This window comes from Gemmatimonadota bacterium, assembly GCA_026702745.1.
GTDB lineage: Bacteria > JAAXHH01 > JAAXHH01 > JAAXHH01 > JAAXHH01 > JAAXHH01.
Genome location: JAPPBT010000007.1, coordinates 14,627 through 32,067, shown reverse-complemented (window position 1 = coordinate 32,067; position 17,441 = coordinate 14,627). Strand labels below are relative to the sequence as shown.

Annotated in this window: 11 protein-coding genes; 6 read left to right on the top strand and 5 right to left on the bottom strand. The window is 60.1% G+C overall.

Translation table 11 applies throughout. The features are described 5' to 3' along the window. Nucleotides 1-6: 6 nt before the first annotated feature. The 3 genes from OXH56_01465 to OXH56_01455 form a co-directional block, all read right to left on the bottom strand. A complete protein-coding gene (locus OXH56_01465; protein ID MCY3553966.1) occupies nt 7-939 on the bottom strand; it encodes a dihydrodipicolinate synthase family protein in 933 nt (310 codons plus the stop codon). Between the two features lie 122 nt (nt 940-1,061). After that, the gene (locus OXH56_01460; protein MCY3553965.1) at nt 1,062-2,159 is read right to left on the bottom strand and encodes a mandelate racemase/muconate lactonizing enzyme family protein; all 1,098 of its coding nucleotides are present in this window, start codon (nt 2,157-2,159) and stop codon (nt 1,062-1,064) included. 277 nt (nt 2,160-2,436) lie between these two features. Next, complete coding sequence (locus OXH56_01455) at nt 2,437-3,228, bottom strand: MBL fold metallo-hydrolase (GenBank protein MCY3553964.1); 792 nt, start codon at nt 3,226-3,228, stop codon at nt 2,437-2,439. Nucleotides 3,229-3,454: 226 nt separating this feature from the next. On the opposite strand from OXH56_01455, the gene OXH56_01450 reads away from it, so the two are divergent. Continuing rightward, nucleotides 3,455-4,114, top strand: a complete 660-nt coding sequence (locus tag OXH56_01450; GenBank protein ID MCY3553963.1) for a protein-L-isoaspartate(D-aspartate) O-methyltransferase — start codon at nt 3,455-3,457, stop codon at nt 4,112-4,114. A 649-nt stretch (nt 4,115-4,763) separates the two neighbouring features. Here OXH56_01450 and OXH56_01445 read toward each other — a convergent pair. Further along, complete coding sequence (locus OXH56_01445; protein MCY3553962.1) at nt 4,764-9,335, bottom strand: RecQ family ATP-dependent DNA helicase; 4,572 nt, start codon at nt 9,333-9,335, stop codon at nt 4,764-4,766. A gap of 27 nt (nt 9,336-9,362) precedes the next feature. Beyond that, nucleotides 9,363-10,370 (bottom strand): hypothetical protein, encoded by a 1,008-nt coding sequence (locus tag OXH56_01440; GenBank protein MCY3553961.1) that lies wholly within the window; start codon nt 10,368-10,370, stop codon nt 9,363-9,365. A gap of 354 nt (nt 10,371-10,724) precedes the next feature. On the opposite strand from OXH56_01440, the gene OXH56_01435 reads away from it, so the two are divergent. The 5 genes from OXH56_01435 (at nt 10,725) to OXH56_01415 (ending at nt 17,371) form a co-directional block, all read left to right on the top strand. After that, nucleotides 10,725-11,639, top strand: coding sequence for an SMP-30/gluconolactonase/LRE family protein (locus OXH56_01435; protein MCY3553960.1), 915 nt, complete (start codon nt 10,725-10,727; stop codon nt 11,637-11,639). Nucleotides 11,640-11,692: 53 nt separating this feature from the next. Continuing rightward, nucleotides 11,693-13,237, top strand: a complete 1,545-nt coding sequence (locus OXH56_01430) for a D-aminoacylase (protein MCY3553959.1) — start codon at nt 11,693-11,695, stop codon at nt 13,235-13,237. A 20-nt stretch (nt 13,238-13,257) separates the two neighbouring features. After that, nucleotides 13,258-15,060, top strand: coding sequence for a M3 family oligoendopeptidase (locus OXH56_01425; GenBank protein ID MCY3553958.1), 1,803 nt, complete (start codon nt 13,258-13,260; stop codon nt 15,058-15,060). A gap of 98 nt (nt 15,061-15,158) precedes the next feature. Further along, nucleotides 15,159-15,908, top strand: a complete 750-nt coding sequence (locus OXH56_01420) for an NUDIX domain-containing protein (GenBank protein MCY3553957.1) — start codon at nt 15,159-15,161, stop codon at nt 15,906-15,908. Nucleotides 15,909-15,964: 56 nt separating this feature from the next. After that, entirely contained in the window at nt 15,965-17,371 is a 1,407-nt protein-coding gene (locus OXH56_01415) for a sulfatase (GenBank protein MCY3553956.1), read from the top strand. The last annotated feature ends 70 nt before the right edge of the window (nt 17,372-17,441 follow it).

The window sequence follows — 17,441 nt, the reverse complement described above, 5'->3', positions numbered from 1 at the left end:
GGTCGCCTAGTGGTAGGCCCGCAGCGGCTCCACCGCCTCGGCCACGCGGGCGGCGATGTCCCGCGGAATCCGCGGATTGAACGGGCCGCCCTCGCCTGCCGCTACGTCCTCCCAGCCCCCGATGATCATCGCTTCCACCACCGCCGAGTAGTTGTACTGCCGGCCGTTCATGAACCGCAGGTGTTCGAGGTCTGCGACGAGCGCTTCCACGCGGGCCGACTCCGCGTAGTCACCGCGGCGCTGGGCGTTGTTGATCTCGTCGGCCGAACGGGCGGCGACGATGGCCGTGCCCGAGGTGTGCCCCCGGGCGCCCAGTTCGGCGGCCCGGGTGCTCCGGTCACCGATCCCCCACATGACGATGCCGGTGTCGCCGATGCCTTTGATGAGCGGGGTGACTTCTTCTTCGCTCGTACCTACCTTGACACCCACCATGTGGGGCGAATCATTGACCAGCCGGATAATCGGGCTCACATAGTCCGCTGATCGCATGTACAGCAGGAAGCGCGCGCCGCAATCCGTGCCGAGCCGCTCGGCGAAGGCCATGTAGTCGTCGTAGGTCGCCGCGTGGTCGGCCACGCCGGTGAGCGGCATGATGAGATACACGTCCGGCGGACGGGGAAGGACCGACTGCCTGCGTACGAACTCCTCCGCCTGGGAAAGGGGATTCGGCACGATGCCGGACATAAGGAACCCGTCGTCTCCCATCGCTTCCCCGGTGGCCTCTATGACCCGCATCTGGTCCTCGGAGGAGAAGTGGTGGATCAGGCTCGTGCCCGCGATCCCGATCACGCGCTTTCTGTTCCCGTCGAGATGGTTGTGCTCCATCAGGTACCGGATGTTCCTGCGGTGGCCGTTTAAATCGATAGCGCCGCCGCGGAAGGGCACAATAGGAATCGCGGTAACGGAGTCGAGCGTGTTGTAAAGTGCTTCGGTTTGCATGGATCAGATTCCTTTCGTAAGATGACTGTTGTACCAGCGGCGGTGGAATTGGTGGCCGCGGAACCAGCAGTCGCGGAACCGTTGTACCGGGATCCGGTGGCTGTTCAACGCGTAGCCTCGGTTCAGATCGCTGCCGGATCGACGCGGCAGGCCTCCACGACGCCGGGATCCAGGCTCAGGCCGAGGCCCGGTCGCCGGGGGATATCAATCCGGCCGCCTACAACCTGTTCCGCGGGAGATACGAGCCCTTCGCGCCAGGGCACCTGTCCCCAGGCGTATTCGAGGATGAGGAATCCCGGATGGGAGGCCATGACCTGCACGTGCGCCGCGACCGCAACCGGTCCGAAGGGACCGTGCGGCGCGGTCAGTTGCCCCCTGCTTTCGGCGATTGAGGCGATCTTCTTGAGTTCGCCGATGCCGCCCGCGATCGTGACATCGGGCATGAGGACATCCATAGCATCTGGATCGAAGAGGGGCCAGAATCCCTCGATGAGCATGGCCCGTTCCCCGCCGGCGATCCGCCAACCGGTTTCCATTCTGATCTTCCGGTAGCCTTCCAGGTCCCGCTCCGCCACCGGCTCCTCAAGCCAGTACAGCTCGACCCCGCGCAGACCATCCACGATCCGTCGGGCTTCATCCAGCGAGAAACGGCCGTAGCAGTCGAGGAGCAGGTCGATTTCGGGCTCGATGGCCTCCCGCACGGCGTGAACGCACTGCAGTCCATGGTCGATCAGCGCGTTGCCGGCGCCGAATCGGCCGTCGAAAGGCGCGATCTTCACCGCGGTATGTCCGTCCGTGACGGCGCCCTTGGCCTGTCGGACGAAGTCGTCCGGCGTGCCCTCCAGCGCAGCGCGCGTGACATTGGCGTATACGGGGATGCTGTCGCGGCACCTGCCCCCGAGCAGGGCGTATACCGGGACGTCCAGTGACTTCCCGAGGATGTCCCACAGCCCCTGCTCAAGTGCACAGAGAGCGTGCACGGCGGGCCGGTCCTCCGCAGGGGGTTTCAACTGTGCAGTCAGCTGTTCGATCCGTCGGGGGTCCCTGCCGATGACCTCCCGTTCTAATTCCCGCAGCGCGTCCAGGACCGCTTGCCTCGGCGCCGAGGGATTGAGCTCACCCAGTCCGTCCAATCCATCGTCGGTCCGGACGTGCACGAACACCCAGTGATGTTGTCCGTTCACGTCCACTGCGTCGAGATCGATGCCGGTTATGCGCATGGCACGTGCATTGCGATTGCCTTACGATTGCACCGGGATTCGCGGCCGGCCACTTCGGTCCGATGTGCCCCGCCACGGCCGGCCGCGGTCCGCCGCGACCCGCCGCGCTACCCGACTCGGTCCGCCGCGACCCGCCGCGCTACCCGACTCGGTCCGCCGCGACCCGCCACGGCCGGCCGCGGTCCGCCGCTACCCGCCGCGCTACCCGACTCGGTCCGCCGCGACCCCATGTGCGCCGGATGAATGCCGGCCTCAGGGGCTGAAGTGCACCCCGGCCTCAGGGGCTGTACACGGTGGACTGGTTGTACGGTATGATGAGAGGCTCCGGTCCGCCTTCCGGCAGATGGGAAGCCCATTCCCGCGGATCGTAGTCCCGTGCGACGAAACAGGCGTAATGGGCGGGTACGGCGGTCTTCAGGCCGAGGGAAACCGCGATACGGGCCGATCCGTCGAAGTAGGGGAATTCGCCCTCGTCCGGATGATTGGTCAGAAACCCGATCTGCGGCCGCAGGTCCCTTACCGGCGCGAGCAGGGACTCGTGGTCGGCGAATGTGTTGACCGGGTCGCCGGAAATGTATACACGGACCGGTCCCATTTCGACGACGTAACCGAGGTGCTGCACGTCGGGCGGCGCGATGCCGTCCTCGGGCAGTCCCGCCTGGGGTTTGGCCCACACCGTGTGCGCCTTCGAGGACCCCATTTCGGCGGTGTCGCCGGCCGTTACGATCGTCATGTTCCCGGCGTTCAGCCCCGCTTCCTTCAGCGCGTTTATGCACTCGACCGGTCCCACGTAGCGGACCTGCGGCCAGGCGGCCGCCAGCCGCTTCAGGGATTCCACGCAGGTGTGATCGCCGTGGTTGTGTGTCAGGAGCACGTAGTCGGTCTTCAGGGTTCCCTCATCCAGGGGCGGCCGTGTATGGACGAAGCGGTCCGCGGGTCTTTCACGGGGATTGTAGGGATCGACCTGGATCACTGTGCCGTCCGGATGCTTCAGGCCGAATGAGCTCTGTCCGAACCAGTGGATGCCCACGCTTCCGGCGGGCACTTGCAGGTCTTCGAAGGGATGCATGCGGGAGGTCCTTTCTGAGCACAGCAGCTCAAATTGTCCGTTCTTCATGGGCTCACAGGCACCGGAGAACATAGTGTTTCGGCGTGGTCGTGTCAAGCGGGGCACGCGGGTCCGGGCGGTACCGCGCACACTCCGGAATACGTTACGATTCGCCCGGATTACGAGTCGTCGGCCTACCTTGATTTGCCTTGCTCCGACCTGGTGGTCCCCTTAGACTGAACGGACCATGCTGCTATCCCGTTTTTTCAAAAAGATCGAGTCGGTTGTCGTACCCGTTTCATCACAGGAACGGATGATCGAGGAGCAGATCCGTGGTCGCGGTCTCGACGAACCCCGGGTGATCGAGGCCATGCGCGCCGTACCGAGACACCGGTTCATTCCCGAGGCGTGCCGGTCGCAGGCCTACGAAGACTGCGCCGTTTCGCTAGACCTGGGACAGACCGTGTCCCAACCTTACATCGTGGGGCTCATGACCCGGCTGCTCGATGTGAGCGTATCGGACAGGATCCTGGAAATCGGAACGGGATCGGGTTACCAGACGGCGATCCTGGCCCACCTCGCCCGGTCCGTATACACGGTGGAACGGTTGTCCGTCCTCGGCCAGCGGGCCCGGGAGACCCTGGAATCCCTGGGTTGCGACAACATCCATTTCCGGATCGGTGACGGCTACGAAGGGTGGGCCGCGCATGCGCCCTTCGACGGGATCATGGTGACGGCGGCGCCCAATGTGTTGCCCGATACGCTGTTCGGACAGTTGAAGGACGGTGGTAAAATGGTCCTCCCCATTGGCGAAGAGCTGTATTCCGTGACGCGGTCGGGTGATGAGGCGGTCAAGGTACACCACGGCGGCGTAAGGTTCGTGCCCATGGTGGAGGAGGGGGGGTAGAGTCACTTCGACGACTAGCGGGCTAGCTGCCGGTAATCTCCGAAGATTTATTCAAACAGCCTTCGGATCGAATACGAGTTCCGGGATTACTACCTCCCATGTGTCACATTTCAAGCCTTCACGGAAATTAGGATCGGATGCCTCGCGGCTCCAGGACACGATCGCAAATACAGACGCAGAACTGCACACTGTCCCACCTGGAGGATCGAACGTCCTGGCAAGACGCCCAACCACCGTTCCTTCTTGGTCGAGAAGTTCCCAGGCTCCGTGCTCGGTGATCTGTGTTGTAAGTGGATCGCCGTGCGACAGGGCCGAGATTGCATGGTGGACTGTGTGATTGGTATGGAATCGTCCCGCATACCCCAAGTTTACTTCACGCAGACTGGGACGCCGGTATTGACGTGCGAGTTCACGGGTTGGCTTCTGTGCTCCGTCCTTTGGTCGGTAAAGAATCGATCCATTGATCGGAAAGGCAAAAGGCAGTGAACGTAAATCTCCGGCGTATACTGGGGAATCCGGTTCCTGTACGAGATTTCGCTGCCCGGAATGGCCCACTGAGGAAGGGCCTTGAAAACGCACAGTTGCAAGGGTCTGTTTAGCACGGGTCATAGACACGTAAAAGAGCCGGCGAGGTGCATCAGGATCCTCATCATTTATCGACTTTGTCCCATCCGCCGTCAAGCACCACTACATGTTCAAATTCCAGACCTTTTGCACGGTGTGCCGTAAGCAGCAAAAGGCCATGTTGGCGCCGCTGAGCCTCACGTCCCCATTCCGCAAGCCACTCCATGAAGTGATCTAAAGGCACCTCCCCTACACCTGATTCCAACGCGAAATCTTCCAACGCCGACTGCATCAGTTCCTTCCAAGGTCCTGTGGGTACAGTATTCAAGCAGTAAGCAAGGTCTGTACTGCTCACCGATCGGCTTTCTCGGTGATACAACTGGTCGATAAACAGTCGTGTCTCACGCAGGTGCCAGAAACTCGGGATTTCTTCATTTCCCAAGTGTACCGGGATTCCTGAGACCTCGCAGAGCGCCCTTACAGGATCCAGGAATTTCCACTCGCGCGCGATTACTGCACATTCGGACCAATTCCAGTCTGGAGAGAGTGATTCTAGACGTTTCAGTTCATTGATTGCTACTTGGGCTTGCGAATTCGGATCGCGTCTGGCATGCAGTATCTGTACACGGCCTTTAGATACTGGATCGAGTGCATGCCACTTACCACCTTCGGGGACTTTCTTACGAGCACGATCAATTTGGATGGGATGTTGCGTCTTCATCCTGTTACGGGCCGTATTGATAACGGCGTTTGCCGCTGTAATGATATGGCCAGTGGAACGATAGTTTTCGACCAAGAACATCGGTTTTGGTCCGTAGTCCTCCTCGAATCGCCGGATGAATTCCACAGAAGCTCCGTTGAAGGTATAAATGTTCTGGTCGTCGTCACCGACGGCAAAAAGGGTGAGTTTACGGTCCTCATCCTCAAGGGTTCGCCCTGCTAACGCCGAAATCAATTCGTATTGGTCTTTGCCTATATCCTGATACTCATCTACCAGTATCCATCGGAAACCCGCGAGGAGACGGTCCCGTTGATCGTCCGCCTCTTCTTCTAGACCCTCCCCGTGCAGCAGCGCGACCGCCTGGCGCAGGACTTTCCGGAATTCAGCATCGTCGAGCATTTTCCTTTCTCGCTCCCGATAGCTGACACCAACGATTCGCATGGCGAGTGCATGACAGGTGAGCACGGTTATCCCGCGAGCGTCGTTACCGATCAGTTCCTTCAAACGTCGCCGTATCTCAACGGCCGCATGTCGGTTGTACGCCAGAGCTAGGATTCCTCGGGGATTCTCCCGCCTTACTCGTACGAGGTAGGCGATTCGATGTACCAGCACACGTGTCTTACCCGAGCCGGGACCAGCAAGAACCAGCATGTTCAGCTGTTCGTGGTCATCTGCGACAATCCTCTGCTGGCTGGAGTTTTTCAAACTCTCGACGATGGCTCGCCACGATTCCGGCGTGGTCTCCCGCTCGGTTTCTTTTTCACGATCAGGCAGCCAACGCCGTAGGAAATCATCTTGCTTCAGGCTGAAATAGTCCATGGCCAGCCGCAGCGCTTCGGCCATGTCCTCAAGCCCGCGCTGCGCGAATTCAGCCATTACATGGATCTGGCGAACCTGTCCTTTGTAGTGTTGATTAAGTGGTTCGAAATCCACTTTGGCAAAACCTCTTCTGTCATCGGCAAGCTTGATGGTCATGGCGGGGCGGAATACCGCAAGGCCCTTGTGAAGGCGAATGACCTCCTGCTCATGTAGCCAGAGGAGCGCACGGTCCAGCAGCTTCTCCGGCTTCTTACTCTCAAGAAAAAGGTCCGAAGTAATCGCGGCCAATAGCTTGCCCAGCGTAGTTTCGACGAGTAGATCGGTGCCATGTCTTCCGGCTGGGAGACCTGAAAGCAGGCTTTCCAGTAAACTCTTTGCTCCGTTTCTCCTTCTTAAAGCAAGTTCCTCCAGCTTAGACCAAGGGCGCTTTAACGTCACCTGCACGGTATCCATGTTCGTGCGTCTTACGCCTAGGCTGCCACCGTCCCCGCCTTCGCCGCGTCCGTCGAAGGCGATACTTCGGAGTATGCGCCAAATACGTTCAGGGAGCGGGTTTTCAACTTCATTGTCTCTCAGTAGTTCTGAGGCAACACGCAAATGAAGTGGCCACCTTTCCCCTGTTTCAATATCAGGGGCTGTTTCACGCATCTGTGAGATCAGTTTGGTTTCCAACTCGGTAGCCTCATTGAACCGCTTCTGCGACGATCTGACCACGCCTGAATGCACAAAGGCAGTGAGTGCAGTATCGTTGCTGGCGATGCCTACCCGTTCCAGGTCGTACATGGCGCTGCGAACTGCTGCGGCACTTAAACCGGAGATTCCCATGAGTTCGTCGGTAGATATACCTTCGTCCGGGTCCGCATCGATCAGTGTCTCGGCGATGCTAAGCAGTCTTTTTCGATAGTCTTCGGCGATACTCAATTTTGATAATCGACTTTGTGCTTCCTCGACAGAATCCACCCTCAACGACGAAGGAAAGACCTGCACTCTGTTTTCCTCTCGGGTCAATAGGACCGCCTCTTCAAGCCATGAGACGGCCGTCCGTACCTTGGTATCGTCTGTGGTAGAGTCTCTTTCAAATACCTTCTCATCATCCTCGCCAAGTATCTCGCCGGGTGTGGCCACGACTTCGCCATGCAATCGCTTCTTTCGGTCCAGGTTACGAAGTGACCTGAGTACGCCATGGATTTCCTGTCGAGTAAGTCTTGACCGCGCCGACAGCCCGAATTGCCTTTCGATGTCATCCGTAGAATACAGTAGCACGCAAAGTGCTTCCTGACGGTCACGCCCGGCGCGACCAGCTTCCTGCAGGTAGTTCTCTAACGACCCTGGAATGTCTGCGTGGATAACCAGCCTGACGTCCGGTTTGTCAATTCCCATGCCGAATGCATTCGTCGCAGTAACCACACGCAACTTACCACCGGTAAAGCGATGCTGTACGTCCTTCTTGGTCTCCGGAGGCAGCCCTGCATGGAAGAAGTCAGCCGTAGTTTCTTTGTCCTGAAGGAACTCCGCGATTTCTTCGGTCTGACGCCGCGACGCACAATATATGATCGCGCCGCCAGGCTTATCTTGAGGCAAGTTTGATGTCAAAATGTGATGAATGTGCGCGAACTTCTCTCCGCCAGTTGTCGGGATTACCGTAAATCTGAGATTGGTGCGATGGGTGCCGCCGTCAAAGACCTTCAATTCGATACCTAGTTCATCTTTGAAATGCTGTTTGATGTCCGCCACTACATCGGGTTTGGCTGTTGCGGTCAAGCACATTACAGGAGGTATCGACTGCTTTCCGGCTCTTTCACGTATGAATCGTCCCACGTAACGGTAGTCCGGCCGGAAGTCGTGTCCCCACTTTGAAAGGCAGTGGGCTTCATCCAATACCCATCCTCCGATCTCACGCTGATCGATCACGCGCCGGACCGCGGTGCTGCGCAGTTGTTCTGGTGAAATGAGCAGGAGTCCTGCATCGCCAAAACGAACGCGATCAAGTGCATCATTCCGTTCCGGCAGGCTCAACAGTCCGTTAACGGCCACGCACGAACCGACACCCTGTGCCTCCAGGCCCGACACCTGATCTTCCATGAGTGCGACTAATGGGGAGATCACAACAGTTAGGGCGCCGGTCTTGTCATAGCGAGACAAAGCGGGTATCTGATAGCAGAGGGATTTGCCCGTTCCGGTGGGCAGAATGCCCAATAAGTGTCGACGGGACATTGCTTCTTCAATGATGACCTGTTGCATGGGACGACCATCATCGTCCTTTGGATCTGGACGGTATTCGTCAAAACCGAACCATCGTTTAAGTTCCTTTCGAGGATCGTGTCTTTCGCCGCACCAGTCACAGTCCGATTTGCCGCAGGGTGTGTCCCTGAGTAACCGTACATATTCACCGGCTTGCGGAAACTGGTGTCGTACCCAGGGCGGCATTACCGAATTACCTCCCGATACCGACAACCAGGCCAAAGCGTAAGCAAGGGACCATCCATTGGGATTTTCCTGGTTCAGAACCCTTTGACCGTGGTTCGCGCATGCGTTTCCGTCTAGCTGATTTTGGATCGCCTCAAACGCCGCCGCACGGGTTGGCAGTTCTGCACCGCGTATGTCGGTGAAAACGTCCTCAAAACCCGTACCATTGGAATCTATGGAAGTCAGGTAATGCCAGGCGGCAAGCAATTCAGGGGACAAGTTTTGAAATGCGTTGTATTGGTTACTTAAGACTTCTAAAACAAGACGGGCATCCAGTTCGGGGTTATTTACTCTACCTCGTTTCAGTTGAGCATTCTGATAGTGTTTGACGAGGTGGTGATAGGGATTGCGGGGAAAGGCAAGAGGGTTGAGCCATAATGTGTCCACCGCCGGTAAACTCAACACGGCAAGATCCGGTTTTACAGCCCGGAGATGTGGAACATCGAAATCGATAAGGTTGTGTCCAATCAGAAAATCCGCAGTTCCGGCGAAATCGTCAAGCTTCGCCAGAGCCGAGTCTAAACTGCCCCGTTCGAAGATCAGAGTTTGATCGACACCGGGACGCACTGCAGCAAATGAACGAATACGTCCGCTTTTTTTGTTTACTTCGAGATCAAGAGAGAGACAGCGAGGGAGTAAGGAGGAGTCCATGTTCGATGCGATTCGCAGCAGCTCCGATCAGGCGGCGCCCAGCACCTCGCGGGCGGCATGCGTGGTCTCGCGGACCTGGTCCAGGGTTCCCATTCCGAACATCGAGGCCGATACGCCGATCTCGTTGAAGACGTATTCGAACGCCTTTTGTCCGAGGTAACGGCCGCCGGCCATCGGCTTGATGGCGATGACGGGCTTAGCAGCCTGTCTGATGGCGTCTATGGCCACGTCGCGCGTGGGAAACATGAAGGTGCCCGGGGCGTTGACCGTGGTGAGGTAGCCGTCGACGGGGATGTTCTCAGCCTCGAGCAGCGGCAGCGTGACCCCGGCGTGGTGGACGCTGGTGATCACGGTGTCGAAGCGTTCTCGCAAGAACCCCAGGTACTCGCGGATCAGGTCGAAGCGCCCCGTCATGGCGAGCAGGTCGATTTCGGCGCCCGGATCGGCGACGAGTATATCGCACCCCGCGAAGAAACCCAGGTACTGCTCCAGGACGCTGTAGTCGATCTCGAAACGGGCGGCGTCTGCTTCGGTGTACGGCGGCACGGTCTCCGGGGTAACGATCCCGTCGAAGGTGTCGCCCAGGTTGTAGCGGATGATTTCGTCGCGGTGGAAATGATCGCGGAAGGCCTGGCCGGCAAGGGCTTCATTGCAGCCGTAGAAGGTCGAATGCGCGCGGTCTGAGTACGAAACGATTTCACCGTCCAGCGTAACAGGGATCAAGATATAGGCCACCATGCCCATCTGAGTGCCGGTCTGTTGCTCGGTTTCCCAGATGGCCTGCAGGTGCAGCCGGTCGAGTTCGGGCAGCATGTGGTCCACCTGGACGGCCGTGATGCCGCCTTCTTCCACGGCATATCGCAGCACTTCGGCTACCGATTGGACGCGGCTGAAGGTGCGGTAATTCTTCGCGTCCCGCGCCTTATTTTGATAGGAACAGCCGTCGTAGGGGTGGATCCCCATGATCAGGCGGGGTACCTCGGCCTGGCCGATCCGTGTCGTGGGTACGCCGCAGCCTTCCAGGTAGGATTGCATGACTGAACTCGTACGTCAGAAACCGCAGATTCAAATGGATAGTAATGACCAATGTAGGTGCTCGCGCAGCAACAGGACAACGTGTGGTACCACCGTTAATATAGTCCGTCAAGCAGCCTTTACGCAAGTCCAGGACGTCTCGCCAAACGTGTACCGAGAATACCACTTCAGTCCCTCCGGATTTATACCCATGTCCCGCCTTGACCCGTGTCATCTTTTGGATTATATACTTGCAATCCCGCCGAAACGACCTTCCTCGGCGGTATCGCACGCGTACATTACAGTGAAGTTGCACGACACAGATAAGCGGCACGTCTTGTGCTGCCTTCGAGTTTGTTCAACCGGAGCAATGCCATGATGGCGACCATTGAGAAGATCGCGGAAGTCGAGGCTATGGTGGGCGAGGGACCGGTCTGGGATCCGGACAGCAGAACGCTGATCTGGACCGATATCCGGACCGGCCGGTTCTTCACCTATGACCCAGCCACGAACCAGAATCGCCAGGTGCACGACGGCTTCAATGTCGGTGGATTCGCCTTCAACGAATACGGAGGTCTTGTGGCCTGCATCTGGGACGGGGTCGTGCTATGGAAGTCGGACGACGAGTGGGTGCGCGTTTTCGACGAGATCCATGAAGGAGAACCGCTGCGATTCAACGACGTGACGGCCGATCCCGGCGGGCGGATGTTCGCCGGCTCCCTGATCGACGACGGCCTGGGGAAGCTGTACCGTTTCGACCCGGACGGCACCGTGGAAGTCATCGAAGAAGGGATCGGGTGCAGCAACGGCATGGGGTACTCGCCGGACGAATCGATCATGTACTACACCGATTCCGCCGTGCGGACGATCTACGCCTATGATTACGACCGGACGACCGGTTCCGTCTCCAACCGGCGCGATTTCGTCAAGCTGCCCGATACCGCGGGGGTTCCGGACGGGATGACGGTGGACGCCGAGGGATTCGTCTGGACGGCCGTCTGGTTCGACGGATGCATCGTCCGGTTCGACCCCGTCGGCGTGGAGGAGCGGCGCATCGCGCTGCCGGCGATCCAGACTTCGAGCGTCATGTTCGGCGGCAATGACCTGACGGACATCTACGTAACAACCGCCGGGACTTCGCTGGAACCCGGCTCACCCCTCGATCCGAAGGACTACGACTGGCAGGCATATGGCGAGCATTACCGCGGCGGCGGACTGTTCCGCGTGCGCCAGGACATCCAGGGGAAACCAGAATACAAGGCCCGTTTTCCGTGGCCGGACAAGACCTGATAGACAAGACCTGATAGACAAAACCTGACAGACAACCCTGACTGGAGGAATGCGTGGCCTTCGATGTCGTCATTCACGGTGGTGAGGTAATCGATGGTACAGGCAGGACCGATCGGTACCGCGCGGACGTTGGGATACAGGACGGACGTGTGGCGGGGATCGGCGATCTGGCGGATGCCGAGACCGCCCGGACGATCGACGCCGGCGGCCATGTCGTGTGTCCCGGCTTCATCGACGTCCACGTTCACTCCGAGAATTCCCTGCTGGGCGGACGGGACCAGATGGGCGGACTCCGGCAGGGCGTGACGACCCATTTGCTGGCGCCGGACGGTTTCGGCTGGGCCGGACTGCCGCGCGAAGAGGCCCTGCCGCTCTGGCATTACACGCAGTTCGCCTACGGCGAGCCCCTGGAGCCGGTCAACTGGCCCACCATAGCGTCCTACCTGGACCTCTTTCCGGGCCGCTCACCCGCTAACGTGTATCCCCAGGTGCCGCACTGCGCCGTACGTGTCAAGGCCATGGGCTGGGACCCATCGCCACCCACGCCAGACCAGCTGAAGGTCATGGAAGCGGAGACCCGCGCCTGGTTGGAAGCCGGCGCCGGCTGCCTCTGCCTGGGACTGGACTACCAGCCCAGCGCCAACGCGCCCTTCGAGGAGCTGGTAGCGCTTTGCAAGGTGGCCGTGGAGTACGACGGGCTCTACGCCGCTCACCTGCGGTACCAGATCCTGGGGCGGGAACGGGCCTGGCAGGAGATCATCGACCTGCACCGGGCCAGCGGCATTCCCGTGCATGTATCCCACGAGCGCGTCGACGACATGTCGGGTCGGATCCTGGATCAGGCCGTGAAAGACGGGGTGGACATCACTTTCGAATCCTATCTCTACCCGGCCGGCATGACCCATATCACCATGCAACTGCCCATGTGGGTCCAGACGGGCAGTCCCGACGAAGTGCTCGAGCGGATGCGCCAGCCGGATACCCGTCGCAAGGCCCTCGAGTATCTGAAGTCGACGAACCTGGCTGATCGCCAGTACATCGGCTATACTCGTTCAGGCAAATTCGCGGGGATGACCCTGGGCGAGGCCGCGCGGAGCGTGAACAAGACGAACGAGGAATTCGCCTACGACCTCGTGCTCGATGAAGACGGCATCCAGGCCTTCGTCATGTTCTGGCCGGCGCCGGAAGCGGAAGTCGACGCCGTGCTGAACCGGACGGCGCCCCATCCCCTCATGATGGTCGCCAGCGACGGCGTATATGACTGCACCCATCCCCATCCCCGGGGACAGGGGTGTTTCGCGCAGATGCTCCGGAAATTCGTCCGGGAGCGCGAGCTGCTGTCCCTGGAAGAGGCTGTCTACAAGATGAGCGGCTTTCCGGCAGAACGTTACCGGCTGAAAGACCGGGGCGTGCTGCGCGAAGGCGCACCCGCGGACGTGGTCGTCTTCGATCCGCAGACCGTGGCCGACCGGGCTACCTTCGAAGCGCCGATTCAGCCTCCCGACGGCATTCCCCACGTCTTCGTCAACGGCCTTCCGGTCATCGAAAACCACGAGCCCACGGCGCACCGCCCGGGCCAGGTCCTGAGCAGGGGATAGGAAGGACGCGTTGTAGATACATGGATTGGGATCTGGCTGCTTACTTTCCCGCATTCGACGGACCGGAGATGCGCCGTTTCAAGGCCGATCTCCGGGACGATCTGGACGCTTTGCTGACCGATGCCTCGGGCACGGCCGCCCTGAATCCCGGCAACCTGGAAGTATGGGAGCGCATCGTCCTGTCCTTCGAAGACACCGTCACCCGGTTGCGGCACCTGGGCTCCTACGTTTCCTGCATAACCTCCGCGGACGCGAACAATGAGGATTACGCCGCGGAGGAAGGGGCATTGAGCCTGCTGGACGCCCGGCTGTCCAAGATCCTCGTGGAACTTCAGCGGGGGTTCAAGTCCCCTGCCGGCGAGGTATTCGAAACTTTCATTTCCCGCCCCGCACTCCGGGACGCCCGGTACCGCATTACCCGGATCAGGGAACAGTCCCGGCATACCATGTCCACGGAGGAGGAACACCTGGCATCGGACCTGGGCGTGGACGGGATCGAGGCCTGGGGACGGCTATACGACAGGATCTCGGGCAAGCTGACTTTCGAGATGGCCTATCCCGACGGCCGGCGGGAGCAGGTGCCCATGTCGCAGCGCCGCGCCCTGATGGAACACCCGGACCGCCGCGTGCGCCGCGCCGCCTTCGAGGGGGGCAACGAAGCCTGGACGTCGATCGAGACCGTGCCGGCCGCCGCGTTGAACGCCATCGGAGGCACGCGGTTGACCCTGTACCGCCATCGCGGCATGGACCATATCCTGGACAAGGCCCTCTTCCAGGCGGCCATTTCTCGCGAGACGCTGGACGCCATGTTCGAAGCGGTGTTCGCGGAAATCGACGTAGCCCGCGATATCCTGGCGTACAAGGCGCACCTCATGGGCGGCGACACACTGGGTTGGTACGACCTCTCGGCGCCTTTGACGGTGGAGCACCAGTACGAACCTTCCTGGGAAGATGCGAGGGTATTGGTGCATCGGGCTTTCGCTGCCGGATATCCCGCACTGGCGGACTACACGAACGAGACCTTCGAGCAGAAGTGGATCGACTGGTCGCCCCGGCCGGGCAAGCGTCCCGGCGCTTTCTGCACGGGATCTCCCCTGACGAAAGAGTCCCGGGTCTACATGACCTATAACGACAGCATGGGTGACGTGTTGACCCTGGCCCACGAGTTGGGACACGCCTTTCACGGACATCTGATGCGGGGAGAACGCACGCTGAACCGCGCCTACCCCATGACCCTGGCCGAATCCGCTTCCACCTTCGGCGAGATGCTGCTCATGCGGGGCCTGCTGGAGGAACCGGGCGTAAGCGCCGAAACCAGGGCCTACCTGCTGAACCTGGAGGCCAGCGACGGCGCGACCTACCTGATGGACATCCCGGTGCGCTTCGAATTCGAAAAGGCCTTTCATGAAGAACGGGCGGACGGCGAAGTCGGCGTGAGCAGGCTTAAAGAGATGATGGTCGATACCCAGCGCCGCGTGCTCGGCGACGTGCTGGACCCCGAGGGCGGCGATCCCTATTTCTGGGCGTCCAAGCTCCATTTCTACATCACGGACACCACCTTCTACAATTTCCCCTATACCTTCGGGTACCTGCTCAGCCGGGGCCTGTTCGCGCAGTATGAGAAGGAAGGTCCGGATTTCCTGCCGAGATACGAGCAGTACCTCAAGCTGACCGGCAGCGATACGGCGGAAAACGTGGTGCGGAAGACCATAGGCATCGAACTCACGGAACCCGAGTTCTGGTCGGATGCCATACGGGGGTTGGAAGGCGTGCTGGATCAGTTGAAGGTAAGCGTGGCCGAGAGCCGGGCCGTGTTGAACTAGCCGGTGTCGGGTGGACGCGCCATGCTACATGCGGGCAAGGTCCAGCTGCATGTAGGCCTGGCCCGACGGACCCGACCCGACTCGGCAAGGAGAGCTTCATGACCGTCATCGAGGGGGAGCGCAACCGATTCCACGGCGTGGAAGTCGACTCAGGCGCCCTGCCGGACAACCCGGACGGATTCAGGGAGCGCCTGGACCTTTCGATACGGACGTGGAAGGGAGAGGATCTCCAGGTCGCCTGGTTCAAAGTCCCGCTGGACCGCGCATTTCTCATTCCCGCGCTGGTGGACGCGGGAAGCGTGTTCCATCACAGTACCACCGATTACCTGATGTTGACGCTCCGCCTGGCGAAAGACGCCTTCGTACCGCTGTACGCGACCCATTACATCGGCGCCGGCGGCGTGGTGATCAACGAGAAGAACGAACTGCTCGTGGTCTGCGAGCGATTTCGCGGGGGACGCGCGCCGTACTACAAGCTGCCTGGCGGCGCGCTGCAGCCAGAGGAGCACCTGGCCGAGGGCGTCGTCCGGGAAGTGTTCGAGGAAACGGGCGTGCCGACCCGCTTCGACGGCCTGGTCTGCTTTCGCCATTGGCACGGCTACCGGTACGACAAGTCGGACATCTACTTCGTCTGCCGGTTAAAGCCGCTCCACCAGATCATTGAGATGCAGGCCACGGAGATCGAAGAGTGTTTCTGGATGCCCGTGGAGACCTACATGGGTTCGGAGAACGTCAGCCAGTTCAACAAGCTCATCGTCAAGGCCGCCGTGGAGAACCAGGGCCTGAAGGAAACGTGGGTCGACGGTTACGGAGATCCGGAAAGGTACGAGTTCTTCATGCCGGAGTAGATCGTATTAAAAATAGTACAATATCAATAACTTAACACATCATCGAGGACTGACCCATGGCAAAGACGCGCCGGCGACGCAAGAAGCATCCCAATATCGTACTGTTGGGCGTGGATTCCCTTCTAGCCGATCACATGAGCTGTTACGGCTACCACCGACAGACCACGCCCCACATCGACCGTTTTGCCGAGGGCGGCGCGTTGTTCGAGAAGACGTACAGCGCCCATATCCCCACGACCAGCGCCTATGCGTCCATGCTGACCGGCCTGGACGCCTTCGGCACCCAGGTGGTGGCCCTGCGGCACAAGGGCGGCTTGCGGGAGGACGTGCAGACGCTGCCCGAAATTCTGCGGGAACAAGGATATGCAACCACATCCGTCGGCTTCGCCGGGAACCCGTCGTCCCGCGGTTTCGACAAGTACCTCGAGTATCCGAGCTGGGGAAGCTGGAACGAAGGGCGCAGTCCCAAGGCGCAGAGTCTGAACGACGTAGCCATCCCGGAACTGGACCGGCTCGCCAGGCGGCGCGGTCCTTTCTTTCTGTTCCTTCGCCACATGGATCCTCACGCGCCGTACCTGCCGCCGGCGCCCTACGAGCGCATGTTCTATCACGGCGACGAGTGCGACCCGAAGAACCGGTCCATGGATCCGGTCAAGGCGTTCAAGCCCTTCTGCGATTTCTTCGCCCAGTGGATGCCACCCGGCATCACCGACAAGGACTACGTGATCGCCCAGTACGACGGCGCGGTGGCGTACATGGACGCCTGCATCCAGACGATCTTCAACGCCCTCGAGGCCCACGGCATCATGGACGAGACGATCGTGATCCTCAACGGCGACCACGGCGAGACGCTCTACGACCACGAATGCTGGTTCGACCACCACGGTCTCTACGACGTGACGCTCCACGTCCCGCTCATCATCCGGTATCCGGGAAGGATCCCCGCAGGCGGCCGCGTCAGTGGGTACAACCAGCACAAGGACCTCGTGCCCACCATCCTGGACCTGGCGGAAATCGACACGGGGATCGACTTCGACGGCGACAGCCTGATGTCCCTGGTCGACGGTACGGTGCCTTCCTTCGACAGCGATTTCTACATCACCGAGTGCACCTGGATGCGCAAGCACGGCTGGCGAACGCCCCAGTGGAAGCTGATGGTGGCCCTGGAACCGGATTTCCACTTCAAGCCGCCGGTCGAGCTGTACAACCTGGTGGAGGATCCGGATGAGAACAATAACCTGGCCGATGAGCTGCCGGACGTGGTAAACCTGCTCAAGCGGCGCATGAGGAACTGGATCAGCAAGCGGGTGAAGGAGACCGGGAAACGCAATCCCATGCTGACCCAGGGGGACTGGCACGGCCACGAGGGAGTGGGGGCCTTCAAGTCCTCGCAGCAAGCTTACGACACGATGCATATCGGCGATCCCAACCAGGCCGCGAGCCTGCAGGCCCGCAGCCGGTAACGGGGTCGCCGCGCCGCGTCGCGTGGTATTAAAACCGCTTTTTCTACACAGGTATTTAGTGGACCGATCC